At 63.4% G+C, this 26,941-nt stretch carries 33 protein-coding genes; 17 read left to right on the forward strand and 16 right to left on the reverse strand.

Features of this window, described 5'->3' with window-relative positions; all coding sequences use genetic code 11:
- Positions 1 to 15 precede the first annotated feature (15 nt).
- Together B4394_RS03895 and B4394_RS03900 are read left to right on the forward strand one after the other, a co-directional pair.
- A complete protein-coding gene (locus B4394_RS03895; RefSeq protein WP_078314163.1) occupies positions 16 to 693 on the forward strand; it encodes an Rv1363c family protein in 678 nt (225 codons plus the stop codon).
- A gap of 18 nt (positions 694 to 711) precedes the next feature.
- Positions 712 to 1,509: a mannan-binding family protein gene (locus tag B4394_RS03900; protein ID WP_139359898.1), complete on the forward strand. Its 798-nt coding sequence runs from the start codon at positions 712 to 714 to the stop codon at positions 1,507 to 1,509.
- A 68-nt stretch (positions 1,510 to 1,577) separates the two neighbouring features.
- On the opposite strand, the gene B4394_RS03905 is transcribed toward B4394_RS03900, so the two are convergent.
- The 5 genes from B4394_RS03905 to B4394_RS03925 form a co-directional block, all read right to left on the reverse strand.
- Positions 1,578 to 2,858, reverse strand: a complete 1,281-nt coding sequence (locus B4394_RS03905; protein WP_078314164.1) for an acetyl-CoA C-acyltransferase — start codon at positions 2,856 to 2,858, stop codon at positions 1,578 to 1,580.
- A gap of 78 nt (positions 2,859 to 2,936) precedes the next feature.
- Positions 2,937 to 3,179: a hypothetical protein gene (locus B4394_RS03910; protein WP_286141886.1), complete on the reverse strand. Its 243-nt coding sequence runs from the start codon at positions 3,177 to 3,179 to the stop codon at positions 2,937 to 2,939.
- Positions 3,180 to 3,309: 130 nt separating this feature from the next.
- Positions 3,310 to 3,684: a DUF4345 family protein gene (locus tag B4394_RS03915; RefSeq protein ID WP_078314267.1), complete on the reverse strand. Its 375-nt coding sequence runs from the start codon at positions 3,682 to 3,684 to the stop codon at positions 3,310 to 3,312.
- Positions 3,685 to 3,839: 155 nt separating this feature from the next.
- Positions 3,840 to 5,024 carry an NAD-dependent formate dehydrogenase gene (locus B4394_RS03920; RefSeq protein WP_078310524.1) on the reverse strand — a complete coding sequence of 395 codons (1,185 nt, stop codon included), beginning with the start codon at positions 5,022 to 5,024 and terminating at the stop codon, positions 3,840 to 3,842.
- Between the two features lie 156 nt (positions 5,025 to 5,180).
- On the reverse strand, positions 5,181 to 6,071 hold the full coding sequence (locus B4394_RS03925) for a LysR family transcriptional regulator (RefSeq protein ID WP_078310527.1): 891 nt from the start codon (positions 6,069 to 6,071) through the stop codon (positions 5,181 to 5,183).
- 124 nt (positions 6,072 to 6,195) lie between these two features.
- On the opposite strand from B4394_RS03925, the gene B4394_RS03930 reads away from it, so the two are divergent.
- Positions 6,196 to 7,224, forward strand: coding sequence for an FUSC family protein (locus tag B4394_RS03930; protein ID WP_078314167.1), 1,029 nt, complete (start codon positions 6,196 to 6,198; stop codon positions 7,222 to 7,224).
- 69 nt (positions 7,225 to 7,293) lie between these two features.
- Here the strand turns inward: B4394_RS03930 and arsC are convergent, their stop codons facing one another.
- The gene (gene arsC, locus B4394_RS03935; RefSeq protein ID WP_070950157.1) at positions 7,294 to 7,635 is read right to left on the reverse strand and encodes an arsenate reductase (glutaredoxin); all 342 of its coding nucleotides are present in this window, start codon (positions 7,633 to 7,635) and stop codon (positions 7,294 to 7,296) included.
- A gap of 389 nt (positions 7,636 to 8,024) precedes the next feature.
- On the opposite strand from arsC, the gene B4394_RS03940 reads away from it, so the two are divergent.
- From B4394_RS03940 to B4394_RS03955, 4 genes are all read left to right on the forward strand, one after another.
- On the forward strand, positions 8,025 to 8,198 hold the full coding sequence (locus tag B4394_RS03940) for a CsbD family protein (protein ID WP_070950158.1): 174 nt from the start codon (positions 8,025 to 8,027) through the stop codon (positions 8,196 to 8,198).
- Between the two features lie 86 nt (positions 8,199 to 8,284).
- Positions 8,285 to 8,464 carry a DUF6131 family protein gene (locus B4394_RS03945; RefSeq protein WP_070950159.1) on the forward strand — a complete coding sequence of 60 codons (180 nt, stop codon included), beginning with the start codon at positions 8,285 to 8,287 and terminating at the stop codon, positions 8,462 to 8,464.
- 54 nt (positions 8,465 to 8,518) lie between these two features.
- Positions 8,519 to 8,713: a hypothetical protein gene (locus B4394_RS03950; RefSeq protein WP_070950160.1), complete on the forward strand. Its 195-nt coding sequence runs from the start codon at positions 8,519 to 8,521 to the stop codon at positions 8,711 to 8,713.
- Between the two features lie 149 nt (positions 8,714 to 8,862).
- Positions 8,863 to 10,116, forward strand: a complete 1,254-nt coding sequence (locus B4394_RS03955; protein ID WP_078314169.1) for a fatty acid desaturase family protein — start codon at positions 8,863 to 8,865, stop codon at positions 10,114 to 10,116.
- A 14-nt stretch (positions 10,117 to 10,130) separates the two neighbouring features.
- Here the strand turns inward: B4394_RS03955 and B4394_RS25645 are convergent, their stop codons facing one another.
- The 3 genes from B4394_RS25645 to B4394_RS03965 all read right to left on the reverse strand — a co-directional run bounded on the left by B4394_RS25645 (position 10,131) and on the right by B4394_RS03965 (position 11,998).
- Positions 10,131 to 10,289 carry a DUF6307 family protein gene (locus B4394_RS25645; RefSeq protein WP_165614030.1) on the reverse strand — a complete coding sequence of 53 codons (159 nt, stop codon included), beginning with the start codon at positions 10,287 to 10,289 and terminating at the stop codon, positions 10,131 to 10,133.
- Between the two features lie 160 nt (positions 10,290 to 10,449).
- Positions 10,450 to 11,010 (reverse strand): hypothetical protein, encoded by a 561-nt coding sequence (locus B4394_RS03960; RefSeq protein ID WP_078314170.1) that lies wholly within the window; start codon positions 11,008 to 11,010, stop codon positions 10,450 to 10,452.
- Between the two features lie 184 nt (positions 11,011 to 11,194).
- A complete protein-coding gene (locus B4394_RS03965; protein ID WP_078314171.1) occupies positions 11,195 to 11,998 on the reverse strand; it encodes a GAF and ANTAR domain-containing protein in 804 nt (267 codons plus the stop codon).
- Positions 11,999 to 12,404: 406 nt separating this feature from the next.
- On the opposite strand from B4394_RS03965, the gene B4394_RS03970 reads away from it, so the two are divergent.
- The 3 genes from B4394_RS03970 to B4394_RS03980 all read left to right on the forward strand — a co-directional run bounded on the left by B4394_RS03970 (position 12,405) and on the right by B4394_RS03980 (position 14,910).
- Complete coding sequence (locus tag B4394_RS03970) at positions 12,405 to 13,286, forward strand: slipin family protein (RefSeq protein ID WP_078314173.1); 882 nt, start codon at positions 12,405 to 12,407, stop codon at positions 13,284 to 13,286.
- Entirely contained in the window at positions 13,286 to 14,146 is an 861-nt protein-coding gene (locus B4394_RS03975; RefSeq protein ID WP_078314175.1) for a universal stress protein, read from the forward strand. The genes B4394_RS03970 and B4394_RS03975 overlap by 1 nt, the downstream gene beginning before the upstream one ends.
- 218 nt (positions 14,147 to 14,364) lie before the next feature.
- Complete coding sequence (locus tag B4394_RS03980) at positions 14,365 to 14,910, forward strand: DUF5994 family protein (protein WP_078314177.1); 546 nt, start codon at positions 14,365 to 14,367, stop codon at positions 14,908 to 14,910.
- A 26-nt stretch (positions 14,911 to 14,936) separates the two neighbouring features.
- On the opposite strand, the gene B4394_RS03985 is transcribed toward B4394_RS03980, so the two are convergent.
- Positions 14,937 to 15,551, reverse strand: coding sequence for a TetR/AcrR family transcriptional regulator (locus B4394_RS03985; protein ID WP_078314179.1), 615 nt, complete (start codon positions 15,549 to 15,551; stop codon positions 14,937 to 14,939).
- Between the two features lie 65 nt (positions 15,552 to 15,616).
- On the opposite strand from B4394_RS03985, the gene B4394_RS03990 reads away from it, so the two are divergent.
- Both B4394_RS03990 and B4394_RS03995 read left to right on the forward strand, forming a co-directional pair.
- Entirely contained in the window at positions 15,617 to 16,060 is a 444-nt protein-coding gene (locus tag B4394_RS03990; protein WP_078314181.1) for an MmpS family transport accessory protein, read from the forward strand.
- Positions 16,057 to 18,927 (forward strand): MMPL/RND family transporter, encoded by a 2,871-nt coding sequence (locus tag B4394_RS03995; RefSeq protein ID WP_078314182.1) that lies wholly within the window; start codon positions 16,057 to 16,059, stop codon positions 18,925 to 18,927. The genes B4394_RS03990 and B4394_RS03995 overlap by 4 nt, the downstream gene beginning before the upstream one ends.
- Positions 18,928 to 18,974: 47 nt before the next feature.
- Here the strand turns inward: B4394_RS03995 and B4394_RS04000 are convergent, their stop codons facing one another.
- The gene (locus B4394_RS04000) at positions 18,975 to 19,433 is read right to left on the reverse strand and encodes a MarR family winged helix-turn-helix transcriptional regulator (protein WP_078314184.1); all 459 of its coding nucleotides are present in this window, start codon (positions 19,431 to 19,433) and stop codon (positions 18,975 to 18,977) included.
- 63 nt (positions 19,434 to 19,496) lie between these two features.
- On the opposite strand from B4394_RS04000, the gene B4394_RS04005 reads away from it, so the two are divergent.
- The gene (locus tag B4394_RS04005; protein ID WP_078314185.1) at positions 19,497 to 19,865 is read left to right on the forward strand and encodes a VOC family protein; all 369 of its coding nucleotides are present in this window, start codon (positions 19,497 to 19,499) and stop codon (positions 19,863 to 19,865) included.
- A 40-nt stretch (positions 19,866 to 19,905) separates the two neighbouring features.
- Here the strand turns inward: B4394_RS04005 and B4394_RS04010 are convergent, their stop codons facing one another.
- Together B4394_RS04010 and B4394_RS04015 are read right to left on the reverse strand one after the other, a co-directional pair.
- Positions 19,906 to 20,661 (reverse strand): ArsR/SmtB family transcription factor, encoded by a 756-nt coding sequence (locus B4394_RS04010; protein WP_078314269.1) that lies wholly within the window; start codon positions 20,659 to 20,661, stop codon positions 19,906 to 19,908.
- 52 nt (positions 20,662 to 20,713) lie between these two features.
- Entirely contained in the window at positions 20,714 to 22,222 is a 1,509-nt protein-coding gene (locus B4394_RS04015) for a flavin-containing monooxygenase (protein WP_078314187.1), read from the reverse strand.
- A gap of 74 nt (positions 22,223 to 22,296) precedes the next feature.
- On the opposite strand from B4394_RS04015, the gene B4394_RS04020 reads away from it, so the two are divergent.
- From B4394_RS04020 to B4394_RS04035, 4 genes are read left to right on the forward strand one after another with little or no spacing between them, the layout of a single operon-like run.
- Positions 22,297 to 22,929, forward strand: coding sequence for a TetR/AcrR family transcriptional regulator (locus B4394_RS04020; protein WP_078310617.1), 633 nt, complete (start codon positions 22,297 to 22,299; stop codon positions 22,927 to 22,929).
- 25 nt (positions 22,930 to 22,954) lie between these two features.
- Positions 22,955 to 24,067 (forward strand): alcohol dehydrogenase catalytic domain-containing protein, encoded by a 1,113-nt coding sequence (locus tag B4394_RS04025; protein WP_078310620.1) that lies wholly within the window; start codon positions 22,955 to 22,957, stop codon positions 24,065 to 24,067.
- Positions 24,064 to 24,507, forward strand: a complete 444-nt coding sequence (locus B4394_RS04030) for an acyl-CoA thioesterase (protein ID WP_078296816.1) — start codon at positions 24,064 to 24,066, stop codon at positions 24,505 to 24,507. The genes B4394_RS04025 and B4394_RS04030 overlap by 4 nt, the downstream gene beginning before the upstream one ends.
- A 6-nt stretch (positions 24,508 to 24,513) precedes the next feature.
- A complete protein-coding gene (locus B4394_RS04035) occupies positions 24,514 to 25,179 on the forward strand; it encodes an enoyl-CoA hydratase/isomerase family protein (RefSeq protein WP_078310548.1) in 666 nt (221 codons plus the stop codon).
- Here the strand turns inward: B4394_RS04035 and B4394_RS04040 are convergent.
- From B4394_RS04040 to B4394_RS04050, 3 genes are all read right to left on the reverse strand, one after another.
- Entirely contained in the window at positions 25,141 to 25,572 is a 432-nt protein-coding gene (locus tag B4394_RS04040) for a hypothetical protein (RefSeq protein WP_139359900.1), read from the reverse strand. The genes B4394_RS04035 and B4394_RS04040 overlap by 39 nt on opposite strands.
- Positions 25,569 to 25,997 (reverse strand): MarR family winged helix-turn-helix transcriptional regulator, encoded by a 429-nt coding sequence (locus tag B4394_RS04045; protein WP_078310551.1) that lies wholly within the window; start codon positions 25,995 to 25,997, stop codon positions 25,569 to 25,571. Before B4394_RS04045 ends, B4394_RS04040 begins: the two co-directional genes overlap by 4 nt.
- Positions 25,998 to 26,086: 89 nt before the next feature.
- Positions 26,087 to 26,941, reverse strand: an 855-nt coding sequence (locus tag B4394_RS04050; RefSeq protein ID WP_078314189.1) for a hypothetical protein, incomplete at its 5' end; no start/stop codon positions are given.

Genomic DNA, 26,941 nt, shown 5'->3' on the forward strand with positions numbered 1-26,941 from the left:
CAAGGAGCTACTACCGTGGTCGCTATGACCAAAGAAGACGTCGACTCCACAAGCGACGCCGACACGGACAAGGTCGACGAGAAGGAAGCCGCGGACACCGCCGCGGAGACCGACTCGACCGACACCGACGAGACCGACGATGCAGAATCGACAGCTGTATCTGATTCGGATGCGCCCAGCCTTGACGACGAGAAGGGCTCGCCATCAGCAGTGACGTGGGTGCGCTACGCCGTCATCGGGGCCGTCGCGGCAATCCTGGTGGGCGCTCTCGTGTTCTCGGGTGTCGTGGGCTGGAAGGTCTGGCAGCAACACCAGATCGACGCGGCCGGCGAACAGGCTCAGGAGATCGCTGTCCCCTTTACGGAGATCTTGACCAGCATCGACACCAACAGCGTGGACGAGAACTTCCGGCAGATCCTCAACGGATCCACCGGTGATCTCAAGAACGAGTTCACCAAGGCCAGCGTGCAGCTGCGTCAGCTGCTGATCGACAACAAGGCCGCCGCACACGGCAAGGTCGTCAACTCGGCTATCCAATACAAGTCTCCGGACAAGGTCGTGTTGCTGATGATGGTCGATCAGAGCATCACCAACACCCAGCGGCCCGATCCGCGGATCGACCGTAGCCGGATGAAGATCACCATGGAAAAGATCGATGGCCGTTGGCTAGCGAGCAAGCTGGAGTACCTGTAAACCGCCGGAAAGGTCATCATGCGGATTTCTAAGCTCTTCACCGGGCGGGTAGCCCGAGGGGTTACGGGAGGGGCAGCCGCTGCCCTGGTAATCAGCGCGGCGATCAGTAACGCGCCGTTGGCGTCTGCATCGGCGCAGTCCTTCTGCGGCGAACTCGGTGGCAACTTCGACGGGCTCTACTGCCACACAGTGGTGACCTCACCGCGTAAGGCAGATCGCGATATCAAGGTCGCCATCCCCGAGTTGGTGGACAGCAACCCCGCCATCCGTGAGTACCTGCGCAATCTGTACAACAACTGGAAAGCCAAGGGCGCTGACATGATTCAGGACAGCTATGGCGAGGAGAACTTCCAGATCTTCAACCACGGCAGTACCACCTCGATCGTGTTTCACGAGGACTACCACGCCAATGGCCCGCAGGTGAACAACGCGTACCGGACCTTCAACTACGACGGTGGTAAGCGCCTGACGCTCGCCGACATTCTCAAGGGCGGCGATTTGAACGCCATCCCGCCGATCGCCGAGCCCTTCATCATCGAGGCACTGGACCGGGCGGCGCCGGGTCATACCCCGCAGACCTATCCGTTCACGCCCGACCGGTGGACTCCGGACAAGGTGTATTCAGGCGCGTACAAGGCCTGGGCGCTGACACCGGATGAGCTGATCATCTACATGCCGGATTATCCAGTCGCCCATGACTATCCGATCGATTACTCCCCGGGCCAGCGGGTGTACTCGATGGACGGCGGCACGGTGGAAGCGCATATCCCGATTGGCGCCATCGCCCCGATCCTGAAGCCAGGGTACGGAGGCTAGAACGCAGTTGAAAATGCCCGCCTACGAGCGACAACGCTTGTAGGCGGGCATTTTCCGTTTCTGGAGGATCACTCCACGCGTTCGAGCACGGCGCTGGCGCCGTGACCACCGGCCGCACAGATGCCCAGCAGCGCGGTGCTTTTCCCGCTGAGCGCCAGCTCGTTGGCCATGGTGGTGACCATGCGGGCGCCGGTGGCGCCGAACGGGTGACCGATCGACACCGAGCCGCCGTGCACATTTACCTTGTCGATATCGGGCGTGCCCACGGCCTCCGAGCGCCCGAGCCGATCGGCCGCCCACTTCTTGGAGCCGAGCGCTTCCAGCACCGAAAGGGTCTGCGCGGCAAAGGCTTCGTGAATATCGATGTAGTCCACGTCGGCGAGGGTCAATCCCGCCTTTTCCAGCGCCCGCGGCATGGAGATGGCCGGCCCGATGAGCACCTCGTCGGCGGGATCGACGCTGACGTAGCTCCAGGACCGGAACGCGGCCAACGGCCGCAGACCGAGCGCACGCGCCTTCTCCTCGCTCATCAGCAGCACGGCGGCAGCCCCATCGGTCAGCGGACTGGCGTTACCGGCGGTCACCGTGCCGTCGCGGTTGAAGACCGGTTTCAGCGTCGCGAGCTTCTCCACACTCGTGTTCTCACGGACCAGTCCGTCGCGGGTAACGCCGTTGACGGGCACCACCTCACGATCGAACCGTCCCGACTTGATGGCGGCGGCCGCGCGATGGTGCGAGCGCACTGCGAACTCGTCCTGCGCCTCGCGGGTGATGCCGTGGATCTTGGCCATCTTGTCGGCCGACTCCCCCATCACTTCACCGGTGGTGCGCTCTTCGATCTTGGGGCGGCGCGGCAGTAGGCCCGTGAATGGCGCCAGACTCAGCGCTGCGTCAAGGTAGTCCTTCGGCTTGGGCTTACCCAGAGCCAGCGGGGCCGCAGCGTGAATGAGCTTCTGCGGCAGGTTGACTCCGGCGTTGGAGGTGGAATCCGAGCCACCGGCAATCATCACGTCGTACTCGCCACGCTCGATGGCGGCGGCCGCCGTGGTGATGGCCTGCAGACCGGACGCGCACGCACGGGTGACGGTGTGCCCCTCGACGCCGTGGCCAAGCTTGAGATCGAGTGCGATCTCGCGAGCGATGTTTGGCGCACCCGCGGGCAGGATGACACCACCCCACACAACGGCCTCGATCTCGTGGGAGGAGATCTTGGTGTTGTCGAGCAGACCACGCACGGCCTCATCGGCCAGCGCGATGGTGTCGATGCGGGTGAAGTCGCCGAAGGCCCGGACGAACGGAGTGCGCGCGCCCGCGACGATGACGGCGCGGCGCTTGGCAGGAGCGGTCATGGCGGCGAGCTTACTCGCGGGTCAGTTGCCCGTTTACGCCGGTGTATCAAGCGTAAAGATTTGCATCGATCCCACCGGTCAGGACGCCAGGTCCCTCGCAAGCTTGGACGCACCCAGCGCCATGAAGCTGCCGGTGAATGTCGCCCAGAAGACCGCCGCCGGTCGCGGCAGATCGCCGCGCACCACATGAGCGACACCGTGAGTGGTGTCGATGGTGTCGACCATCAGGGCCAGTCGCTGCCACCGTGGCCGCTCCGACTCGGGACATGTCAGGTAACCCACCCCCAGGGCTATTGCGCGCGCACCAAACACCCTTGTCACATACGACAACTCAGGGGTGACTGGCACACGACTCAACCGCGCCATCAATTGCGGTGCCGCCAGACCGACGATTCCCGAAGCGACACGGCCGACCGCGATTCCTCGTAATGCTCTATTGAGACTCATATCGTCACGCGTTCGATCGCTCGGAAAGAGCCGCGCCCGCGGCCACCTCCAGCACCGCGAAGAGCCCTGTGGGCCACGGTCGCACCCGTCGTTCAAACCCGCCCGACACCAATCGCGTCAGCCCCATGCCATAACTGGCATAACGCACCGTGGCGCGTACACCGGTGGATCGCGGGCTGTCGTCCCTCGCCTGTGCCAGGGCCAGCGCGAAGGCCAATGGGATGCCTCCGTACACGGCGCGAATCTCGGTGCGTGACTCGCTGGTCGGTGCGCCGCCGCCGAACATCTGTGGCACCAATGCGGGTTTCACCAGGGCGAAGACGCCGATTCCCGCGTAGAACCCGGCCGCCGCTTTACGCAGTGTTGTGTTGTGGCTCATGAAGGCGATGGTGCCAGGACGAGGAGGTCCTGACACTGCCAATCGGTGCCAGATCTCACCGGATCCATGCCAACTGTTGCTGATATGCGCCGCCAGCCAGGCCGCTGCCCGGGACCCAGTCCCCGACAGCGGCCTCATGGCTTCCTCCGCGGCGCCTAAGTACCCGCACCGGGGCTGGCCGAGCCATCCGCGGTGTAGGACTTGGCTCCGGTACCGGCCAGCTGGCCGCCCTCGACGATCAGGTATTCGTCACGGATGGGCCGCCGCTCAAAGAAGTCTTCGAGGATCTCCCGGGTCCCGGCCGCATACCGGGCCTGCGCCGACAACGTGGTGCCGGAGACGTGTGGCGTCATCGCCTCGTGCGGCATGGTGCGCCACGGGTGATCGGGGGCCGGCGGCTGCGGGTACCAGACGTCGCCGGCGTAACCGGCAAGCTGTCCGCTGCGCAGGGCGTCGACCACCGCATCGCGCACCATGATCTCGGCACGCGCGGTATTCACGATGTACGAGCCGCGACGCATGGAGTTGATCAGGTTCGCGTCGAACAGGTGGTAGGTCTGCGGGTGCAGCGGGGCGTGGATGTCGACGATGTCGACGGAGCCGACCAGAGACTGCACGTCCGGGTGATAGGTGAGCCCGAGCTCCAGCTCCACCTCGGCAGGCAGCCGGCGTGTGTCAAAGTAGTGCAGCCGCACGTCAAATGGCTTGAGCCGGCGCATGACCGCCTGTCCGATGCGGCCGGCCGCGATGATGCCGACATCGAATCCCTCGAGGTCATAGGCACGCTCAACACTGTCGGCGATGTTCCAACCGCCATCGACTACCCACTGATGCGAGGGCAGGTAGTTGCGCACCAACGCCAGGATCTGCATGACCGCATGCTCGGCGACACTGATGCTGTTGCAGTACGTCACCTCGGCGACGGTGATACCCGCCTTGATGGCCGCATCCAGGTCTACGTGGTCCGAGCCGATACCTGCCGTCAACGCCAGCTTCAGCTTGGGGGCCTTGGCAATCCGCTCCGCACTGAGATATGCGGGCCAGAAGGGCTGGGAGATCACCACATCAGCGTCGCGCAGCTCCTTCTCGAACACCGAGTCCGGACCATCCTTATCAGAGGTGACCACCAGCTCGTGCCCCTGCCCTTCCAGGTAGCGGCGCAGGCCAAGCTCCCCGGATACACATCCGAGCAGCTCACCCGGGGTGAAATCGATGGCCGACGGGGTCGGCAGGCTCTGCCCGTCGGGGTACTCACCGATCACCGGGATCGAATCCCGGGCGTATACGGGCGGATAGCCCGTCACTGGATCGGGGTAGAGCACACACAAAATCTTCGCCATGACCACTCCTCTGCGGCGGTCGTAGGGCCGCCAGTTCTGTTGATGCAGATTGCCTTTCAGCTATCCGATGCGTCCTTATCGACGTATCCTCAGTGTCCGGCGTGCAGCGGCTGGGTGTCCAAGACCAAGTTCCGACCGCCCAATAGGCGTAGCCGATCAGGGCTGGTCGAGCGGCGCCGCCGTCTTCGCCAACGCGCGTGCCAGGAGCGACGCCGGCTCGCCCGCGGTGCGCACCAGGGCCACCGGCGAGCCAAGTGTCGGCGCCCGCAGCTCCACCACTCGCGCGCCTGCCGGTGCGGGCACGGAGGCGAACCAGGTCCGCGCGATGATCGCCGCCCAGCGGCCCGTCCCGACGAGGGCCAGCAGTGTCGCGACGGAGTCGGCCTCCAGGCGAGGCGACACCATCAGCCCATGCTCGGCAGCCGCCTCGTCGATCCGATCACGATCACGCATACCCTTGTGCAACAAGCACATCGGCAGGCTCAGCGCTTCCGGCCAATCGATCGGGTCGGGGGCGTCACGCAACAACCCCTCACCCGCGACGAGCACGTAACGCTCCTCGTACAGTCGGGTCAGCTCGAGCCCTTCGGTCTGCAGCCCATCGTCGTAGACCACACCGGCATCGAGTTCGAAGCGGCGGATTCGGTCCAGGATCTCCGCGGATCGCAAGCTGGATTCGATCCGTACTCGCACCAGCGGGTGTTCGGCGCAGAATGCATCCGCCATCAGTGCGACGCGGGTGGCCGCACCGGGCACCACACCCAGACGCAGTTCACCGGTGAGTCCGCCGCGCAGCGCCGTGACCTCATGCTCCAGCGCGTCACGGTCCGCGAGAATCCTTCGCGCCCAGAGGACCAGGCGCTCCCCCTCCGGAGTCAGGCCCTCAAAGTTCGATCCACGCAGTACCAACGGAACACCCAGCTCGTGCTCGAGCTTGCGGATTGCCTCCGAAAGCGCCGGCTGGGACACGTAGCACGCCGACGCCGCCCGAGCGAAGTGTCGTTCCCGCGCCAATGCCACGAAATACTCAAGCTGACGGAACTGCATAACTCGTTCTACCACTAGTGATCGGTGCTGCCTATCGCCTCAGCGGCAATGTCTCTTGGACAGGCACGCCGCAGTGCTCCGACACTAGTCCGCACCATCACCACCCGAGGTTGGGAGAACATCCGTGGACGCATCCGCGAGGACGCGCCCCCGGCCGGGTACCCGGCCGGACCGTCGAGATCACTGGCACGCACTGCGAGTGGCGGCCGGTCTGGCGCTCCCCGGCGTGCTGCTGCTGGCCGCCGGCCGGCCCGAGCTGCTGGTGTACACCACCTTCGGGTCCTTCACCGGGATCTACGGCCGTGCCCAATCTGGCTGGCGCCGCGCACGCCACCAGATCCAGGCGGGCGCCCTGCTCTCTGCGGGAGTCGCCCTCGGAGTGACGCTTTCGTCGCTGCATGCGACTACCTGGACGCTGGTCGCGGTGGAGGTGGCGTTCGCGACGGCAGGGTCGGTGGTGGCCGACGCGTTACGTCTGCGGCCAACGGGACCGTTCTTCTTCCTTTTCGCGATCGGCGCCACCGCCACCGTTCCGGCCGACCTCGTGGCCCCGCTCAGTGCCGTCGGACTGTGTGTGGCAACGGCATTGCTGTCGGTCCTGATCGGCTTCATCGGGTTACCCAGCGAGATCTCGACTCCGTGCGTGCAGCACCGTCGCCTGCCGCCTGGTACGGGCACCCATGCACTGCGATATGCGCTAGCCGTCTCGATGGCCGGAGGCGCAGGACTGCTACTGGGCTTCGATCACGCCAATTGGGCGATGGCAGCCGCCGCCGTTCCACTGGCCGCCATCGACCCCGGACGGCCGTCGAATCGCGAGGTATCGCGAGTGCTGGCACGGTCCGCACACCGCATCGTGGGAACCCTGGTGGGCCTGATGCTCACCGGAGCGCTTCTGGTCCTGGGGCTTGCACCTGTCGCCCTCGGCGCACTGGTGATAGCGCTGCTGTTTCCCACCGAGCTGTTCATGGCACGCCACTACGCGCTAGCGGTCGGCTTCTTCACCCCGTTGGTGATGCTGATGACCGAATTGGCCGACCCGGCAGACCCGTTCACCCTCATGCTGTACCGCGGTCTCGATACCCTGATTGGCGTCGCAGCCGGGGTGGCTGCCGCTGCGCTGGTGGGCAGGCGAGGCGGCAAGAGCCGTTAGGTCCTTGGCCAGCCGGGTGGAACCTGCAGCAATGTGCCAAATCTGCTCGGAATCAGGACATCTGCAGAACTAGAGAATCTCGTCGACAGCCTCAGTGGGTCGTGCCATCCGGGTCCCCTTCGAGGTCACCACGAAGGGACGCTGGATCAGACGCGGGTGCGCGACCATCGCATCGAGCAAGATGTCGTCCGACGCATCCGCCAGGCTGAGGTCTTTGTACTCGGCCTCACCGGTACGCACTGCCTCACGCACGGTAAGGCCCGCGTCCAGAATCAGCTTCTTCAGCTGCGCCTTGGTGGGCACATCATCGAGGTACTTCACGACGGAGACGGTGGCCCCCGCCTCCTCGAGCCGGGCCAACGCCTGACGGGACTTCGTGCACCGGGGATTGTGGTAAATCGTTGCGTCCACAGCTTCAACTTACATAGCGCTACCGACAATTCGACCGTGAAACGCCTGCCGGACGCCAACGGCCGGAATGCGCCCACCGCAGCTTCCGAACACTTCATCGACGGAATCCCTCTCTGTGCAGAAGGCCCAAGTTGGCGTAACATCTGAGATAGCTGGGTATTTCAGCTGGTCTGGGAAGGATTTCGCCGTCCGCCGCGGAGTTCCAGGAGCGCTCGCTCCGCAACCCAACGCTTCCGATGATCGTGCGTATGCCCGAGGTCTGCCAAGACCATCCTTCGCCCGTCAAAGTGGTTGAAGAACATGGCGATTCCTGCGACTACGCATCGCACCTAGCGACCCACGTCTGCCGTCATCGCGGCTCACGATCACCGAACCGGAGAAATCCCCACATGAGCATCGGCAAGAAGATCACCTACAAAGCCCAAGTGGCAGCAGGCGCCGTCAAGAAATACCTCGGCCGCACCACCGGCAACAACCGCCTGCGCGCCGAGGGGCACGTAGATCAGTTCAAGGGCAACGCAAAACAAGCAGGAGAGAAGGTCAAAGACGCATTCAGACATTGAGCTGCGGGCCGGACCGACCAGGCGTGCAACCAGGTCTGATCCCGTCCCATCTCGCCGAATATCCGCAGAGAAACTAGGTAAACATCATGATCGTTCTTGGCATCATCCTCATCGCCCTGGGGCTCCTTCTCCCCAGCCTTGTCCCCACCTTCGCCTTCGCCCACATACTTCTCGTCCTAGGGGTCATCCTCTTGATCGTCGGCGTGGTCTTGATGGTCGCGGGGCGGACGGGACACGCACTTGGCGGCCGGCGCCACTACTACTAACCCGCGGCATGCGCGAACGCAGCTGACCATGGACGACCTATCCAAGGAACACACATGAGCACTATCTCCATTGCTATCGCCGTCGTCTCGGTTGGGCTGTTCGTGCTCTCCATCGCGCTGGCATGGCAGGCCCAAAGGATGCGAAAGCAGCAGTATCACAACAAGACCGGGACCATCCGTGGCCAAGCCACCACCACCCACGATCACTTCAACCAGCAGCAAGACCGAGCAGAAAGCCAGACGCGGTAACACTGCAGGAGGGTGAAACTCAGAGCGCCGTCCACGAAGAAGCGCAGAACCTGTGACGGTCCGCCAACCCGCACCGAGCCCGTAGCCGCCGCCTCGGTCGATAGCCTGGTGCACATGAGCGCGATGGTCCGGCAGAAAGCAAGGGAACAATGGCGATTACCGACGTTCCGGCGTTCGCCCACCTGACGAATCCCGACATCGAACGCCTGGCCGTTGAGCTGGACGCTATCCGCCAGGACGTCGAAGAATCCCGAGGGTGTCGAGACGCGCGCTACATCCGCCGCACCATTGCCGCACAACGCGGACTCGAGGTGGCCGGCCGAGTCTTACTGACGGGCGGCTCACATCGGTCGGGGTGGTGGGCTGGCACTGCGACACTCGGCATCGCCAAGATCATCGAGAACATGGAAATCGGCCATAACGTCATGCACGGCCAATGGGATTGGATGAACGATCCCGAGATTCACTCCTCGACATGGGAGTGGGATATGAGCGCAGTGTCCAAGCACTGGCGAATCACTCATAACGTCATGCATCACAAGTACACCAACATCCTCGGCATTGACGACGACGTGGGCTACGGAGTGCTGCGGGTTACCCGCGACCAGCGCTGGTCACCACTGCACCTCGGCAACCTGTTGGTCAACGCCGTCCTGGCCGTTGGGTTCGAGTGGGGAATCGGCTTGCAGTCCTTGGAACTTGAAAAGTTCTTCACAGGCCAGTCGAACCGCAAGATCGCCCTTGTGCAAATCCGCGAGTTCCTGATCAAGGCCGGCCGACAGGTGTTCAAGGATTACGTCGCTTTCCCGGCGCTGACCTCGCTGTCGCCCGCTGCGACCTATCACTCGACCTTCTCGGCCAACGCAATCGCCAATGTGATCCGCAACGTGTGGGCCAACGCTGTGATCTTCTGCGGCCACTTTCCCGATGGCGCAGAGAAATTCACCGAGGCAGACATGGCCGGTGAGCGTAGAGGGCAGTGGTATCTGCGCCAGTTGCTTGGCGCCGCGAACTTCAATGCGGGACCAGCGCTGCGGCTTATGAGCGGCAACCTCTGCTACCAAATCGAACACCATCTATACCCCGATCTGCCGAGTAACCGGCTCCACGAGATTGCCATCCGGGTCAGTGAGATATGCGATAAATACGACTTGCCTTACACCACAGGATCATTTCTGGTGCAGTACGCCAAGACATGGCGCACCATCGCCAAGCTCTCGCTGCCCGACAAATATCTGCGTGACACCCCCGATGACGCGCCGGAGACCCGAAGCGAGCGGATGTTCGCCGAGCTAGGGCCAGATTTGGCCGACGGCCGAGTAAGTACGGACCGCAGGCAGGGGTTGAAGACCGCGATCCGTGCGGTGCGCCAAAGGGAACGTCGCACACGCACCGGAAGATGACCGAGATGCCTTCGCTAGCGCACCTTTTCGGGAATTGAGTTCAATGCACGCAGAACCTCGACGGCGAGCTCGCCGGCGACACTGCTGTCGAGCGATGACGCAGACATCAACGCTTGCTTAACCAATTCAACGCGTTTCTCATAAGGAGAGGTGAAGGTCGCCCGAGAATCCATGATCTCTGTCCTATTCAGTCAGGCTTGTTTCGAGCGCCGCGAGGATGCTCCGCCTGACGCTGTCAACGTTACTCCTCGCACGGACCGGCCCAGGCCATTACCGCTGGGCCACGGCGGGCACCTCAAGAAACGTCACGGACGTCGGCGCGCGGGCCACGCGTCAGCCGTCTCCCTCGTTGAGGATGAGTTGCGCGATGGCGTACCGACTGGTGCTGATGCGGACGGCCTGGGCGTCAAGATGCCGCCGGGCCAGTAGGGGCGTGTAGCCGCGGCCGATCAGAACTCCGATGGCCTGGTTGATGGCGGTGGCTGCTTGTAGTTGGTTGGCGCTCGCGCTGTCCGCCACGGTGAGATCCTGGTCAAAGATGAGGTCGGTCAGTGGCTGCATGGCGAGCAAGGCCAGGTCCGCAGCGAGTTCGACGAACGCTCCCGCCGCTCCAGAATGGAGAACGAGGGCCACTGGAGGGCGGTTCCGGCCGCCCGACAGCATCATGCGCAGCGAGGCACGGACGTCTACGGTCGCTGGCCCATCAGCCATGAGAGTGAAGGTGATTGGCGGATCACTTTCGGAGACAATCACACTCAGGCCCGCATAGGCCGGTATCGCCGCAGCGGCGTCGGCGGCCAACTGGCGCAAACTATCTGCGACGTTGACCCCCGGTGCATCCAACGCCTGGGTGAGGATCGCCAGATCAGCGGCCATGGCCGCAGTGATCTTCACGAGGTGGATACTCCCTAAGCGCTCCCGGGCGCTGTCGAGTCGGGCAATACCGTGCATCGCGATTGCTGTGCGCCGTGGAGAACCTGGGTATACGGGTCAGGGCCCGTATCCGCCGCGGTACTCCACTCTCAACCCTACGCGGGTCTGGGCTGTCCGGCGCCGCTGTCGGCCACAGGCGGTGAATTCAGCGCGCCGAGTGCCGGGCGCGCGCCCGGCGAACGGCCTCATCGACGATGCGCTGCGCGACGTCCGCCAACTTACGGTGCTCGGCTTGGCTGATCGCACGTAATTGGGTAAACGCGTCCTCGGCACTGCGTCCACTGCGCCCTCTAAGCAGACCGATCGCTTGGTCAATTACCGGTCGTGTGGACAAAGCCGTATGCAACTGCGCCGCTAAAGCTCTTGCTTGAGAAAGTAGTTGGGCGTTATGTACCGCCACGGCCGCCGGTTTGGCGAACAGCTCGCCTAGCTCCGCCGCCCGCTCGTCGAAGACGTCCTTGCCGTGGGAGTACACATTGATCGCGCCGACCACCTGGCCCGGCAACAGCAGCGGTAACGAAAGAGCGCTGTGCACACCTAGCCTGCCTACGCGCGGGCCGAACCGTGGCCACATCCTCTCCCCTCCCAATGAGCCGGAACGTACCGTGCGGCGCTCCAGTGCCGCGGTGATGCAGGGGCCTTCCTGAAGCACGGTGTACTGAATGCGGTCAATTTCAGAGACAAACGGTGCACTTGCTGCCAGCGCTTCGACCATGTTGTCCGGATGGTCTACCCGCAACAGCGTCACTCCGGCGCCATCGGCGCCCGGGATGGCGTGCACTGCGAAAGTCGCTACCTCCGCGAGTAACTCAGGCAACCCTTGACTGCCGGCCACGAGACCCGCCAGATCGCCGAGAGCCTTCTGCAGGTCGACAACGTCGGCACTGACGTGGTCCGAACTCGTCGGCCCAATCACCGGATCGGGTGCGTCTTCGCGAAAATCAGCCACTGCTCTTGCCCATGCTCAATAGTTTGGCCCTAGCCCTGCGCTGAGCGTCAGCCGCGCCCGGAAAGCTCGTCATTCCGAGACTACCCGCCAGGGCCGTGAACGACTAGCAACATCGGGTGCCAACATTGAAAGTGGATATTTCCGAGGGTATCTGGGGGCTCACGGAAAGACGTAGCGCGCTGAATCACCGGGGTGTAGCGTCGAAGGCAGCTGAGACTTACAGCTGGTCCGAGAAAGGTTCTGCTGTCCGCCGTAGAACTCGAGGAGCGCGAGCTCCGAGTCCTGACATACCCGGTGATCGTCTGTCCGTCAGGATCGCCATGCCCAACTTGACTAATTTTCCCCCACGCTTGTCACGGCGTGCGCCACCCAGCTTCCGACCTGATGAGGCAGCGAGGGCACGGCCATGAAGTCCCTGATCATCGTGGCGGCCGTCCTGATGCTGCTGGGCCTGTTGTCACTGGCAATGTCGGTTCGTATTGTCAAGCAATATGAGAACGGCGTGCTGTTTCGGCTGGGCCGAGTGATCGGCCAACGAGCACCTGGCCTGCGGTTTATTCTCCCATTTATCGATGTGTTGCATCGGATTTCATTGCGGATCGTGACGATGCCGATTCAGTCTCAGGGCATCATCACCCGCGACAATGTCAGCGTCGATGTGTCTGCCGTGGCCTACTTCAAGATTATCGATGCAGTGAAATCTGTTGTGGCAATTGAGAATGTGCATGCAGCGATCAATCAGATCGCACAGACAACGCTGCGCAAGGTGGTTGGCCAGCACACGCTGGATGAGATCTTGGCCGAAACCGAGAAGATCAACCTTGATATTCGCGGGATTCTTGACGTCACGACCATTGAGTGGGGTGTCCAGGTCACCTTGGTGGAGCTCAAAGACATTCAGCTGCCCGATAGCATGAAACGGGCGATGGCGCGCCAGGCCGAAGCGGAGCGGGAGAAGCGCGCGAAGATCATTGCTGCGGAAGGCGAATCCTTAGCAGCAGCCGCGCTCGGCGCAGCCTCGGACACCATGATGGCCCATCCGCTGGCACTACAGCTACGCAACCTGCAAACCCTGGTTGAGCTCGGCGTCGACAAAAACACCACGGTTGTGTTCCCCGCTCCCTTGATGTCAACCATTGCCGAGCTCGGTGCGTTCCTCTCACACGAGGGCGCGGCCGCCGCCAGGTCGTCGCCTCCGCCCCATCAGGTTGCGGCCGAAATCAACGGCGTTGCGGCCAACGCCGGACGACGAGCAGACTCCGCGGAGCCCGAAAACTGGAGGCTCTGATGTTCAATACTGACCATAGCGGGCCAGTGGTGGTCGGAATCGACGGGTCGAAGGCCGCTCTTTTCGCTGCAGAATCGGCGATTGACGAGGCGATTAGTCGTGACGTGCCGCTAAGCCTTGTCCACGTGACGCGACCGCTCGTGACCACGAAATCACCCGCAGCCGAAGGTCGACATGATGAACGGTTCGCCGAATCATCTTTACGCGCAGCCGCAGCTGCGATCGAGGCGATCGGCAAGCCGGTCAAAGTGGACACCATCCTTATCCGCGGACTGCCCGCTGAAGCGCTTGTCTTCGAGTCAAGAAGTGCCAGTCTCGTCTGTATCGGCGCCGGCCGATTTGCGCACGCGGCCCTCGGCTCGACGGCCACCAGGCTCGCCGAGCGCGCCCATTGTCCCGTTCTGATCGCTCGCGCACCGATGTCGGACCAGCCGACAGAGCTATCGGTGCTGGAAAACGCAGCGGACGGTAGCAGCTGGAACGCTAGCCGACAGAACTGGATCGCTGTGTGCGTCAATGGTTCTAAGGACAACCGGAATGTCGTTGACCACGCCATACGCGAGGCGCGGCTACGTCAGCTACCGGTACTTGCCATAAGCACCTCGCCGCTTGAACTCGGCGAGGGGAGGAGTCATGAACTCGAGCACCGGGTCGCCAGCCTGCATGAGCAATACGGTGACGTTCACATCTACCCGGTGACAACCCGCGCCCGAATCGCCCGCTTCATCGCCCGCTGCCACGAACCGATTGCGCTCGCGGTGATCGGTGCATCGGAGGCCAGGCAGGCGGTCCGGCTCTGCCGATCATCACGTGAACAATGCTGCTCAGTTCTTGTCGTACGCCCTCAGTGCGGGTTGTGAAGCGGCATCTGCATCATGCGGAACCCGCCCAGAATTGCAGAAGTACAATGGATTTGGCGTACCCGCATGGGAAAACCGGTAACCTGATCCTTCTTCATTCGTTCCATCAATAGGAGTAAACTGGCGTGTACGACGATGTCCAGATACTCGCTCACCGATAGGGTGCTGAGTCGTCGGAAAAATGGTCTCGGTTGCGGGGCCCAGGGTAGGAGCGTCTGATGACGCATCGTGTGTTTTCCAAACCCCGAAGCGGACCAGCCGTTCGTCTTCGATTGAAGCCAAAGGCACCACCGACCGGCCACGTCGATGGCGCATGGTGGCCCTACTCCAGGGATCTGATGGGCGAATTACCGCAGCTGCTCAGGATTCTCAGTGTCCGCTTGGGTTCGATCGACCGGATCACATACCAGGTCTCGGAGTGGTCGACGGTCTCGCGGCGGATACTGTTTCGCAATCGCCTGACACATCTGAATTGGTCACTTAGCCAGCCGGTCAACACGATCAGCGCGGAAGGGGCGGATGGGGCGCATCTGACCCTCTTGATCGTCCCGCCTGACACGGAGGCCCTGCCCGCCCACACCACCATGATGGCGGCGGCCACTCCCGGCAACACAGCGACCGTCGCCCACCTGCTACCGGCCAACCGAACGGAGCCCGGCACGTGGATCGATACGATCGCGGCGCAAAACCAATGGGATTCTGAAGGCGGCGCACAGATGGTCGAACACCGCGATCACTGCGGCGCTGCGGCTGCCAGCGCCTAACCCCACCACCGTTCGACATCGGCGCTTCAGAACTTTCGGGTCAGGCTGGGCATGATGACGTCGTTCACCAGTGTGCGGACAGTGTTGGCCGTCGGTGATGTCACTGGCATCAACGAACGGAACACTAAGTATCCCGGTAACAGATCCCAGAGCTCCTCGTTGATGGCGGCCGCTTCGATCTCACCGCGTTCGACGGCCGCGGCCAGCACATCGTGGAGCAGCAACTTGCGCTGATCGACAAACTTCGTCCGAAATGCCTTGGTCAACTCGGGGTTTCGCTCGATCTCGATCAGCAGACCACGCATGACGGGTGTATTGCGCCGAACGTCTGCGAGCGCGTTCATCCCGATCTGCAACAGATCCTCGCGTAGCGAGCCGGTGTTTGGCCGGACCAGTTGCGCACGCATTCCCTCGATGAAGGCCGCCAGCACCAGCTCCGCCTTCGACGGCCAACGCCGGTAGATCGTCGCCTTGCTCGCCCTCGACTCCGCGGCGACTTCATCGACCGACAGGCGGTCGTATCCGTGCTGCTGCAGCAATCGCAGGGTCACAGCGAGCAACTCCACCTCCCGCGGGGACCACTGAGGGTCCCGCCGCTTCGCGTTTGCCTTAGTCAACCCCGTTGACACACCACTCGCCATGGGAGTACGGTACCGTACCGTTCCACATAGGTCGGTCAGCGACTATCGAGAGGGCGTGGGCGCTGGTGCAGGGCTGGTTTTGGAATCTGCTCAAACGGTGGTGGACGGTACTGGTTGCGGCCGCAGTAGTGGCGGTGGTGGCCTTCGGTGTTACTCGGCTACACGGCGTCTTCGGCTCGAACATCGAGCTGACCCGCCCCGGCACTGAGGCCATGGAGAACACCAACTACAACCCCAAGCGTGTCTTGCTCGAGGTCTTCGGCACGGCCGGGAGCACTGCGACCATCAACTTCCTCGATGAAATGGCGCAACCGCACCGCATCGACAACGCGCCGCTGCCGTGGTCGCACGAGCTCGTCACCAACGACCCCACCCTGTTCGCCGACCTGCGCGCGCAGGGCACTGGTGACGCAACCGGCTGCCGCATCACCGTGGACGGCATCGTCAAGGACGAAAGGACCGTCACCATTGTGAACGGCTACACCACCTGCCTGGACAAGTCCGCATGAGTGCCGGTCAGGCCCAAGAGTCGCGGGCAGCGAGGATCATCCGCCGGCTTGCGGTGCCCATTGTTTTGTTCTGGGTGGCGATCGCGGCCGTGACCAACGCCACCGTGCCGCAGCTGGAAGTGGTTGGCGAAGAACGTTCTGCCCCACTGAATGCCGCCGACGCACCGTCCACCATGGCGATGAGACATATCGGCAAGGTCTTCAACGAGTTCGACTCGGACAGCTCGGCCATGGTCGTGCTCGAGGGTGACAAACCCCTTGGCGCACAAGCACATGAGTTCTACAACACGCTGGTGCAGCGGCTGAATGATGACCGCGAACACGTGCAGCATGTCGCTGACTACTGGGGCGATCCGATCACGGCGGGCGGCTCACAAAGCAAGGACGGCAAGGCTGCGTATGTGCAGGTCTACGTCGCCGGAAATCAGGGTGAGGCGCTCTCCAACGAGTCCGTCGACGCCGTACGCCGTATTGTGGCGGACACACCCGCCCCGGACGGGGTCAAGGCCTACGTTTCCGGTGAGGCCCCGACCATCACCGACCAGTTCGAAGTAGGTAACGCGGGCTCTGCCCAAGTCACCCTCATCACCTTCGCGGTCATCGCCATCATGCTGCTGATCGTCTACCGCTCGCTGACCACCACGGCACTGGTGCTGGTGACAGTCCTGGTGGAGCTATCGGCAGCACGCGGAATTGTTGCGGCACTGGGGCATACGGGCGTCATCGGCTTGTCGACCTACGCCACGAACCTTCTGACCATGCTCGCTATAGCCGCCGGTACCGACTACGCGATTTTTTTCGTCGGCCGCTATCAGGAAGCACGCTCGGCCGGTGAGGATCGTCTGGCCGCTTACCAGACGATGTTCAAGTCCACCGCTCACGTCATCATCGGATCGGGTTTGACTGTCGCGGGCGCGTTGCTCTGCCTATCGTTTACGCGACTGCCCTACTTCCAGACCCTGGGTGTGCCCGCGGCACTCGGGGTGCTGGTGACCCTGGCCGCGGCGCTCACCATGGCGCCGGCCGTGCTGGTGATCGCCACCCGCTTCGGACTGATGGACCCCAAACGCGCGATGCGCACACGCGGTTGGCGCCGGATCGGCACGGCCATCGTGCGCTGGCCCGGCCCTATTCTCGTCGTCTCGTGCGTGGTGACACTCATCGGACTGCTCGCCTTGCCCGGATACAAGACCACCTACGACGGCCGCATCTATATGCCCGCGTCGACCCCCTCCAACGTGGGGTATGCCGCCGCCGAACGCCACTTCTCCGTCGCACGGCTCAATCCCGAGCTTCTGATGATCGAAACCGATTTCGATATGCGCAACCCCACAGGCATGGTCTTGCTGGAACGGGTCGCCAAGTCCGTTCTCCATGCCCGCGGCGTGGCCCTGGTCCAATCCATTACCCGGCCCCTCGGCACTCCCATCACCCACTCCTCGATTCCCTTTCAGATCAGTGCATCGAGCGCCAGTCAGCTGATGAACCTGTCTCAACAGGAGAACCAGGCCCTGTACCTGTCTCAGCAGGCCGACCAGATGACGCAAACCATCGCAGTGCTGAAAAACCAACTGGCGCTTCAGAAACAGAGCGCCGCGATCACGCACGAACAAACCCAGGGATTCCAGCAGACCGTCGCGGTCGCCCAGGACTTGCGGGATAAGATCGCCAACTTCGACGACCAGTTCCGGCCTATACGCAATTACTTCTACTGGGAGCCGCACTGCTTTGACATCCCCTTCTGCGCGGCACTGCGATCCATCTTCGATGCCCTCGACGGCATCGATGAACTGGTCGACGCGTTGCAATCGGTCACCGGGAGTCTCACCAAGCTCGACGCGCTACAGCCCAAACTCGTCGATCTCATACCGCCGCAGATCGCGATTCAGGAGAAGAACCGCGACTTGACCCAGTCCAACTACGCCATCAACAACGGCACCAACACGCAGAATGCGGAATCGACCCGCACCGCAACAGAGTTGGGCAAGGCCTTCGACGACGCGAAGAACGATGACTCCTTCTACCTGCCACCGGAGGCGTTCGACAACCCTGCGTTCAAACGCGGCATGAAGCTCTTCATGTCTCCGGATGGCAAGGCCGCGCGCATGATCATCACCCATCAAGGAGATCCGCAGACCTCCGAGGGCATCGAACACATCGACGCGATCAAGGAAGCAGCGTTCGATGCCGTCAAGGCAACTCCCCTGGCCGACGCCAAGATCTATGTGGCCGGAACCGCCTCGGCGTACAAGGACATCGCCGACGGCCAGAAATACGATCTGATGATGGCAGCGCTGGCCTCGCTTGGACTCATCCTGCTGATCATGATGTTCCTGACGCGCAGCCTCGTGGCGGCCATGGTCATCGTGGGAACGGTGGCGTTATCGTTGGCGGCATCCTTCGGGATGTCAGTGGTGGTGTGGCAGTACATCTTCGGAATTCCGCTGTACTGGGTCATCTTCCCGCTGGCGGTCATCATTTTGCTGGCGGTCGGGGCGGACTACAACCTGCTGTTGATCTCCCGATTCAAAGAAGAAACCGGTGCGGGCTTGAAGACGGGCATCATCCGTGCGATTGCCGGCACCGGCGGGGTTGTCACCGCAGCCGGCCTGGTCTTCGCGGTGACGATGTCCTCCTTCATCTTCAGCGATCTGCGTGTTCTTGGCCAGATCGGTACCACCATCGGCCTCGGGCTGCTCTTCGACACCCTGGTGGTGCGGTCGTTCTTGACTCCCGCGATAGCCACTATGCTGGGCCGTTGGTTCTGGTGGCCCCTCAATGTGCGATCCCGCCCATTACCAAAACCGTTTGGGCCGAAACCCGTTGGTGCCGATGACGTCACCGGACCGATCCCGGCGGGCGGATAACGCTCACTCGGGCTACGCCAGGGGTTCGGCGGATAGTGGGGCGCGAGCTAGGCGCCGTCGTTACCGTCCTGCAGGCAACGAATCATGCTCTGCAGGATCCGAAACGCACCAGACTGCTCAGCATCGGTTAACCCGGCCAGCATTCTGACTTCCACGGACCGGACCGCCACGGTCGCCTTCTCCAAGTTCCGTCGGCCGCGAGGCGTGAGGCGCGTGGGAAGAACCTTCCCGACGGGGGCCTGCGCGGGCCTGGTCACATGACCCTCCCGTTCCAAGGCCTGGAGCAGTACGTTCATTGACTGCCGTGTCACGAACGCGCCCCGCGCGAGTTCGGAGTTCGACAAGCCCGGGCGTTGAGCCAGCAGCTCGAGACAGGAGTAGTGCGTCACGCTCATTCCGAGCGGCCGCAGCACCTCTTCCATCGCGGCGCGAAGGACGCTCGACGCCTCTTTCAGCAGGTAGCCCAGTGACGTTTCCAGGTCGACGCCAACACCGTCTTGACTCATGTCAGAATTCTGACATAGATTCATATGTGTCAGAAAACTGACACATATGAAAGGAGCATCCTCATGCCCGTCACCGGTCCGGACTTCATCTCACTCCAAGCAAGCGACCTCGCCGCCTCGCAAGCGTTCTACGAGCGGTACCTCGGCCTCGTCCGCTCGCAGGCCGGACCCCCACACGCCGTTGTCTTCGAGACGAAACCCGTCGCCTTCGCACTCCGCGACCTCGTCCCGGGCACCGATCTCGCATCCGTTACTCAGCCCGGCATCGGTGCCGCGATTTGGCTGCACGCCACAGACGTCCAGGACACTCACGATGCTCTCGTCGCCGACGGTCACACCATCGTTACCGCGCCGATCGACGGCCCCTTCGGCCGGACATTCACCTTCGCCGACCCCGACGGCTACCAAATCACTCTCCACGACCGCGCCTGACGGCACACGCCACCGGACGATCGCAGCGGGCGGGTAGCGCTTACTCGGGCTGCGCCCAGGGTTCAGTAGGCAGCGGGGTACCGGTCTCCAAGAAAGACTTGAGGTTTGACAACACAGCCGCCCATCCACCGCTGGCCTGTGCGTACTCCGCTGGGTTGGCGAGGTCGGCGTGCGCGACGGTCAGCCGCACGATGTCTTGATATGGCTGAATCAGGAAGGTGACGGTCGATGCGGGACCGTCGGCACCGGCGGCCGGGTCGACCCAGGTGGTCACCAGTTTGCGTGGCGGATCCGCCTCCACCACCGTGCCCACCACATCGGCGATACCCGAGCCGTCCAGCCGCTGGTGCGCCCAACGCGAACCCTGTTGCCAGTCAGACACATTCGCGTGCCCCCAGTACTGGGCGCTGAGCTCGGGGTCGGTGATGGCCTGCCACACCTTCTCGGGCGTGCTGTTGATATAGGTGGTGTACACAAAAGTCGGTTGAGACATGCTTGGCTCCTCAGCTCGCTGCTTGATCGCACTCAGCGCCCGCAACCGCGGGCGCTCGAACTTGTCGATCCACCGTTCCTGTATCTCATGCAGCGGAACCGGATTGAGATAGTGCAGCTTCTCCCGGCCCTGTTTCACCGCGCTGATCAGGTTGGCAGATTCGAGCACGCCCAGATGCTGAGTCACCGATTGACGCGCCATTCCAACGCCGTCGCAAAGCTGACTCAGAGTCTGGCCGTTGCGTTCATGCAGCCGGTCCAACAGCTCCCGCCGAGTCGCGTCGGCGAGAGCCTTGAAGACCACGTCCCCATGGAAATGGCCGGGTGCTGACTGCACCCGGCCATTATGCAGGTATTTACCTGCCTATTGCAACAGGGGCCTCGTGGGAGGCCTTCGCCCGGCCGGATGTCGCCGACCCTGCAGCTCCGCGGCTGAATCGGACGCCCTTGTCGGCAACCTTCCCGTACTTGAGCACGGGCAGCTCACGGAAGTAGTTCTGGTACGAACGCCACGGGGCCGTCGGCACCTGGTGCGGCACAGCATTGGCGGCACGCGAGATGTAACCGGAGTCCAAGTCCACGAACGGCAGCCGCTCGGATGTTTCGGGCTCAACTGGCCATACGACCGTCTGTCCCGTCTTGTCCATGTAATTGAGAAGCCTGCAGGTGTACTGAGACACCAGGTCGGCACGCAGTGTCCAGGAGGCATTGGTGTATCCGAAGGTGAAGATGAAGTTCGGGATGCCCGTCAGCATCAGGCCCTTGTAGGTGATGCATTTCGACGGATCAACCTCGACACCATCGACAACCGGTTTGAGGCCGGCTGCCAGCTGAACGTTCAGACCCGTTGCGGTGACAACGATGTCAGCCTCAAGCTCCTCACCCGACTCCAGCAGAATGCCCTTGGGGGTGAAGCGTGCGATCCGGTCGGTGACCACCGATGCGGTGCCCTTGCGTAGTGCGCGGAACAGATCTGAATCCGGCACCACGCACAGCCGCTGGTCCCACGGGTTGTACTTCGGGGTGAAGTGCTTGTCCAGATCGAAATCGGGCAGCTGACGCTTCAACAGTGCGCGCAGGATCCCCTTCATCCGCTCCGGATCGCGGCGGCTCGTCTGGTAGCTGATGAAGCTGACCATCTGGTTCTTCCACTTGACGATCGGGTACGCGATCGAGGCAGGCACCTTGCCCTGCAGCGCCACCGCAAGCGCATCCGTGGACGGCAGTGACACCACATAGGTGGGCGAACGCTGCAGCATGGTCACGTGGCCGGCTGTTCCCGCCATCGCGGGAACCAGGGTCATGGCAGTGGCCCCACTGCCGACGACAACGACCTTCTTGCCCGCGTAGTCCAGATCTTCCGGCCAATGCTGCGGGTGGATTACCTGACCGGCGAAGTCGTCGATGCCCTCGAAATCGGGGGTGAAGCCCTCGTCGTAGTTGTAGTACCCGGTGCAGCCCAGGAAGAACTCGGTGGTGAACTCGACGATCTCACCGTCATGCTCGGCGCACACCGTCCAGAGCCCGCGCTCTGAAGACCACTCGGCGCTCACGACCTTGTGACCGAAACGGATCTTCCGATCCACACCGAATTCACGCGCGGTGGCGGTGACGTACTCACGGATCGAGGCTCCGTCGGCGATGCCCTTGGTACTCGTCCAGGGCCGGAAGTTGTAGCCGAGGGTGAACATGTCGGAGTCGGAGCGGATACCCGGGTAGCGGAACAGGTCCCAGGTGCCACCGATGCGCTCACGCGCCTCCAGCACCACGAAATTCTTGCCCGGCACGTCGCGGGTGATGTGGCATGCCATGCCAATACCCGAGATCCCGGCGCCCACGATGACAATGTCGACATGTTCAGTCATGAGAGCTAGGCTATCGACGCAGTGTTGAGAAAGTCAACAGTGTGTCGAGAACTTTATAGAATGTGCAGGTAGACGTGGCTAAACCGGCTACAACAGGCCGCAAAAGGACGCGCCCCTCGGGCGACGAGCGGATACAGGCGATCCTGGCGACGGCCGAGGAACTACTCGGCCAGCGCCCGCTCGTCGATGTCTCCGTCGATGATCTGGCTCGCGGGGCAGGGATCTCGCGGCCGACGTTCTATTTCTACTTCCCCTCCAAGGAAGCCGTCCTCCTCACGCTCACCGAGCGGATCATCGAGGAAGCCGACACCAATGTTGCGAGCATCGACCCGGCCGCCATGACGAGCCCCGCGCACTACTGGCGCGCCGTCATCAAGGCCTACTTCGACGCCTTCGGTTCCCACCGGTCCCTGACCGTCGCCTTGTCCGGGGTCCAGGGCACCAGCGCCGAGCTGGATCAACGCTGGTCCGAGGTGACGGAAAACTGGGTCACCAACACCACGGTGGGCATCGAGGCCGAACGCACTCGCGGCGCCGCGCCCGACATAATCCCCGCCCGCGATATCGCCATCGCACTCAACCTCATCAACCAGTCGATGATGCGGGCAACCTTCACCGGTCAGCAACCCGCCGTCGCGGACGACGACGTTGTCGATACGCTGCTCCACGTCTGGCTTAATGCGATCTACGGAGGGGTCAGTGCCTGAGAGTCTTCGCGCGAGCGGCTCGTCCATGCGCATTCGTGCTGCGGTGCTGCACGCGGCCCCCATCGAGCGGCCGTACCGCGACACCCACCCGCTCAAACTCGTTGAATTGGAGCTCGACCCACCCGGGCCCGGTGAGGTACTGGTCCGCATCGAGGCCGCGGGGCTGTGCCATTCGGATCTGTCGGTGGTCGACGGAAACCGGATACGCCCAGTGCCCATGGCACTGGGACACGAGGCGGCCGGTGTCATCGCCGAAGTCGGCCCCGGCGTTCGCGACGTCTCCCCCGGCGATCACGTGGTGTTGGTGTACGTGCCGAGCTGCGGCGCCTGCAGGTACTGCTCCTCGGGCCGCCCGGCGCTATGCCCGGATGCCGCGGCGGCCAACGGCCGCGGTGACCTCATCCGCGGCGGCACCCGCCTGCGCGATCTGGACGGCGCCGAGGTGCGTCACCATCTGGGCGTCTCGGGTTTCGCCGACCACGCTGTGGTGGACCGGAATTCGGTGGTCGTCATCGATCAGAACGTTCCCTTGGACACGGCCGCACTCTTCGGCTGCGCCATGTTGACCGGCTTCGGAGCCGTCACCCACACCGCCTCGGTGCGCCCCGGCGACTCGGTCGCGGTGCTCGGACTGGGCGGCGTCGGACTGGCGGTGGTGATGTCGGCGGCCGCCGCGGGCGCCGGCGAGGTGCTGGCCATCGACCCGGTACCCGCAAAACGCGAACTGGCCCTTGAACTCGGAGCCACGCGGGCCTGCGCCCCGGAGGACGCCCCCGGTGGTCATGATTGGGTGTTCGAGGTAGTCGGGTCGGCCGCCGTGCTGGAACAGGCCTACGCACTCACCGGCCGTGGCGGAGGCACCGTTTCAGTGGGCCTGCCGCACCCCGATGCACGAATTACCCTGCCCGCGTTGAGTATTGTCGCTGAGGGCCGCAGCATCCTGGGCTCGTACATGGGATCAGCGCAGCCGCAGCAGGACATCCCGGCGATGCTGGCGCTGTGGCGGGCCGGGAGACTGCCGGTAGAGAGGCTCAAGTCCGATGACCTGCCGTTGGACGATATCAACATCGCACTCGACGCCCTCGCCGATGGCCAGGCCGTTCGGCAGATCCTGCGCCCGGGCGCGGTGACCGCATGACCAAGCCAGAGCTGCCCACCAAGGCAGACTTCCCGGTGCACCGCCTGCACCAAACCCGTTGGGCCGATAACGATGTGTACGGACACGTCAACAACGTCGTCTACTACGCCTGGTTCGACACCGCCGTCAACGGCTGGCTGATGGACGCGGCCGGATGCGACATCCGCGACCTGCCCGCCATCGGCGTCGTCGCCGAAACCTCCTGCAAGTACCTGGCCGAGGTGTCCTTCCCCGACGAGCTGTCCATCGGCCTGGCCCTGGAACATCGCGGCCGCAGCAGCGTCATCTACAAGCTCGCGGTGTTCACGGTTGTCGACGGCGTCGTCGAGGACACTCCGCGCGCCCTGGGCCGGTTCGTCCATGTCTATGTGGACTCCGACGCCCGCACCCCCGTACCCATCCCCGAGCAAGTAGCGACAGCTCTCGAACAGTTGAGGTAGCGACACATGCCCGCACTACAGCGCTCCGAAGGCATCTACACCCTCGAGCTTGGCACCGACGAGAACCGTTTCACCACCGCGAATATCGAGCAGATCAACGCACTGCTCGACGAGGTACTCGCCGATGACGCCCCGTCCGCGCTGGTGGTCACCGGCAGCGGCAAGTTCTTCTCCAACGGATTGGATGTCGACTTTCTGGGCGCCAACCCCGACAAGCTCAGCTGGTACATCACCGAGGTTCAGAAGATCTTGGCGCGTTTCCTGGTGTTCCCGACACCCACCGTCGCCGCCGTCAACGGTCACGCCTTCGGCGCCGGAGCCATGGTCGCGCTGGCATGTGATTACCGGGTGATGCGTACCGATCGCGGCTTCTTCTGCCTTCCCGAGGTCGACCTCGGCATGCCGTTCACCCCCGGCATGTCGGCGCTCTGTCAGGGGAAGATGACACCCCAGGCGGCATCGGCCACCATGCCCAGCGGCCGGCGTCTCGGCGGATCCGAATCCCTGAACTACCAGATCATCGACGCGGCCGTCTCCGAGGACCAGGTTCTTTCTACCGCAACGAGTTTCGTGTCACCGCTGGTAGGAAAGAACCGGGACACGCTCGGCACCGTCAAGTACGGGATGTATGGCTCAATCGTGCCACTGCTGCTCGCCGGCCTGGGGTCGTGACAGCAGGGCAACGATGGCCAGCGCGACCGCGATAGCCGAGGCCCCGATAGCGACCCAGAACCCATAGCCCGTCACGATCGGGGCCTTGACGTTGGTGCGGTAGTACAGCAGTTCCAGCCCCAACAGTGCCAGCGCCAGTACACCCGCGGCGATCGGAGCGATGCGGTGCAGAATGTGCTGGCCCACCATGCATCCGGCCACCACGAGTAGCGCCGAAACCAGCAAGATCATCTGGCCCGCACCGAATCCCGGGGGCAGCACCACCGATCCGGTGGCGCCGCCGATGGCGTTGGCTCTGCCGCCGCCGCTGGCCGAGGTTCGCAGCCAGGGAAGCCAGACACTGAACCCGATCACCACACCGGTGAACGCGATCAGCCACCCGGCGCGTCTCATGGCAGTTGACTCGGAACGCATTTGGCCAGCATGGCCTTCAACGCGCGGCGCTCGTCAGCGGTCAGTTTCTCCATGACCTCGTTCTCGCTGGCGGTCACCGCCTCCGCCGCCTTCTCCAGCTGGGTGGTGCCGCGCCTGGTCAGGCGAGCGGGCAGCGACCGCCCGTGGTCCGCGTTCTCCGGACGGCTGATGAGGCCCTCCTGCTCCAGCCGGTGCAACACCGCATTCATGGCCTGCCGGGTAACCATCGCCTGCCGAGCCAGTTCGGAGTTGGACATGCCCGGGTAGGTCCGCAGAATGTGCATGCAGATGTACTCGGGCAGGCTGAGGCCCATGGGCTCCAACCGGGCCGCCACCTTACCGCGCAGTGATGTCGCGGTGCGGGTCAGCAAGTACCCCAGGGTCGCGGTTCCGTCGATATCCATGTCAATGATGTTGACTTATGTCAGTGCCGCTTACAAGCAGGTCCCCGCGCCATGTCTGGCGCGGGGACCTTTGAGCTTGTTACCGGGGACTAATCCGACGACGCCTTGTGCGAGTCGCTGTGCGAAGAACCGTTCGAGGTGCTCGAGTGCGAGTCACTCGATGAGGAGCTCGAAGCGGACTCCGACTTACCGGTGGCCGACGCGGCGCTCTCGGGCTTCTTCGCAGCTGAAGAGTCATTTTCAGGCTTCTTCGGCGTGGACCCCTTGTCGGACTTGGTGTCCTTGGAATCAGCCTTCTCGCTCTTGTCTGCCTTGGCCGAGTCTTCGGTCTTCGGCGCAACTCCGCCGCTGACCTCTCCGACCTTGGTGGCCGGGGTGGGCAGTTTGACCTTCGGAACGTTGACCTTCGGCTCCGCAGGCTTGACGGCATCAGCCGGAGTCGCGGGCTTGGCCGGCTCTGCCGGGGCCGCGGGCTTGATGGCCTCGACAGGGGTGGCCGCTTCCACCGGCTTGACCGGCTCAGCCGGAGCCGTCACCTTGACCGGCTCGGCAGGAGTGGCGGGCTTGACCGGCTCAGCCGGAGCCGTCACCTTCACCGGCTCGGCAGGAGTGGCCGCCTTCACCGGCTCCACCGGGGTGGCCGCTTCGGCCGGGTTCGCCGGCTTGGCAGGATCAGCCTTGGTCGGCTCCGCTTCGGGAGAAGACTTCGAACCTGTGGTCTTCGACTCCGTCACCTTCGACGCATCAACCGTCTTCGAGTCGACCGTGGTCGTCTTGCCCAGCGCCGAAAGAATCGATGTCGGCGCCTTGGCGGCCACGGTGTTCGCGGCCGCCGAGGGCAGGAGACCCGAAGGCAGGAGCGATGCCGGATTCTGCGTCAGAGCCGTCACCACCGCGATCGTGTTCGTCACGTAGGCGCCCGGCAGACCGACCAACAACCCGAA

This window comes from Mycobacterium sp. D16Q16, assembly GCF_002013745.1.
Taxonomy (GTDB): Bacteria; Actinomycetota; Actinomycetes; order Mycobacteriales; family Mycobacteriaceae; genus Mycobacterium.

Bases quoted from the DNA above. Each gene is read 5' to 3' on its own strand.
- B4394_RS25645 (WP_165614030.1), bottom strand. From the start codon at position 10,289: ATGGATTCTCGGGCGACCTTCACCTCTCCTTATGAGAAACGCGTTGAA.
- B4394_RS04025 (WP_078310620.1), top strand. From the start codon at position 22,955: ATGCGCATTCGTGCTGCGGTGCTGCACGCGGCCCCCATCGAGCGGCCG.
- B4394_RS03970 (WP_078314173.1), top strand. From the start codon at position 12,405: ATGAAGTCCCTGATCATCGTGGCGGCCGTCCTGATGCTGCTGGGCCTG.
- B4394_RS03995 (WP_078314182.1), top strand. From the start codon at position 16,057: ATGAGTGCCGGTCAGGCCCAAGAGTCGCGGGCAGCGAGGATCATCCGC.
- B4394_RS03980 (WP_078314177.1), top strand. From the start codon at position 14,365: ATGACGCATCGTGTGTTTTCCAAACCCCGAAGCGGACCAGCCGTTCGT.
- B4394_RS03950 (WP_070950160.1), top strand. From the start codon at position 8,519: ATGAGCACTATCTCCATTGCTATCGCCGTCGTCTCGGTTGGGCTGTTC.
- B4394_RS04040 (WP_139359900.1), bottom strand. From the start codon at position 25,572: ATGAGACGCGCCGGGTGGCTGATCGCGTTCACCGGTGTGGTGATCGGG.
- B4394_RS03915 (WP_078314267.1), bottom strand. From the start codon at position 3,684: ATGAGCCACAACACAACACTGCGTAAAGCGGCGGCCGGGTTCTACGCG.
- B4394_RS03920 (WP_078310524.1), bottom strand. From the start codon at position 5,024: ATGGCGAAGATTTTGTGTGTGCTCTACCCCGATCCAGTGACGGGCTAT.
- B4394_RS04005 (WP_078314185.1), top strand. From the start codon at position 19,497: ATGCCCGTCACCGGTCCGGACTTCATCTCACTCCAAGCAAGCGACCTC.
- B4394_RS04045 (WP_078310551.1), bottom strand. From the start codon at position 25,997: ATGGATATCGACGGAACCGCGACCCTGGGGTACTTGCTGACCCGCACC.
- B4394_RS03985 (WP_078314179.1), bottom strand. From the start codon at position 15,551: ATGGCGAGTGGTGTGTCAACGGGGTTGACTAAGGCAAACGCGAAGCGG.
- B4394_RS03925 (WP_078310527.1), bottom strand. From the start codon at position 6,071: ATGCAGTTCCGTCAGCTTGAGTATTTCGTGGCATTGGCGCGGGAACGA.
- B4394_RS03945 (WP_070950159.1), top strand. From the start codon at position 8,285: ATGATCGTTCTTGGCATCATCCTCATCGCCCTGGGGCTCCTTCTCCCC.
- B4394_RS03975 (WP_078314175.1), top strand. From the start codon at position 13,286: ATGTTCAATACTGACCATAGCGGGCCAGTGGTGGTCGGAATCGACGGG.
- B4394_RS03940 (WP_070950158.1), top strand. From the start codon at position 8,025: ATGAGCATCGGCAAGAAGATCACCTACAAAGCCCAAGTGGCAGCAGGC.
- B4394_RS04015 (WP_078314187.1), bottom strand. From the start codon at position 22,222: ATGACTGAACATGTCGACATTGTCATCGTGGGCGCCGGGATCTCGGGT.
- B4394_RS03905 (WP_078314164.1), bottom strand. From the start codon at position 2,858: ATGACCGCTCCTGCCAAGCGCCGCGCCGTCATCGTCGCGGGCGCGCGC.
- B4394_RS03900 (WP_139359898.1), top strand. From the start codon at position 712: ATGCGGATTTCTAAGCTCTTCACCGGGCGGGTAGCCCGAGGGGTTACG.
- B4394_RS04030 (WP_078296816.1), top strand. From the start codon at position 24,064: ATGACCAAGCCAGAGCTGCCCACCAAGGCAGACTTCCCGGTGCACCGC.
- B4394_RS04035 (WP_078310548.1), top strand. From the start codon at position 24,514: ATGCCCGCACTACAGCGCTCCGAAGGCATCTACACCCTCGAGCTTGGC.
- B4394_RS03955 (WP_078314169.1), top strand. From the start codon at position 8,863: ATGGCGATTACCGACGTTCCGGCGTTCGCCCACCTGACGAATCCCGAC.
- B4394_RS04000 (WP_078314184.1), bottom strand. From the start codon at position 19,433: ATGAGTCAAGACGGTGTTGGCGTCGACCTGGAAACGTCACTGGGCTAC.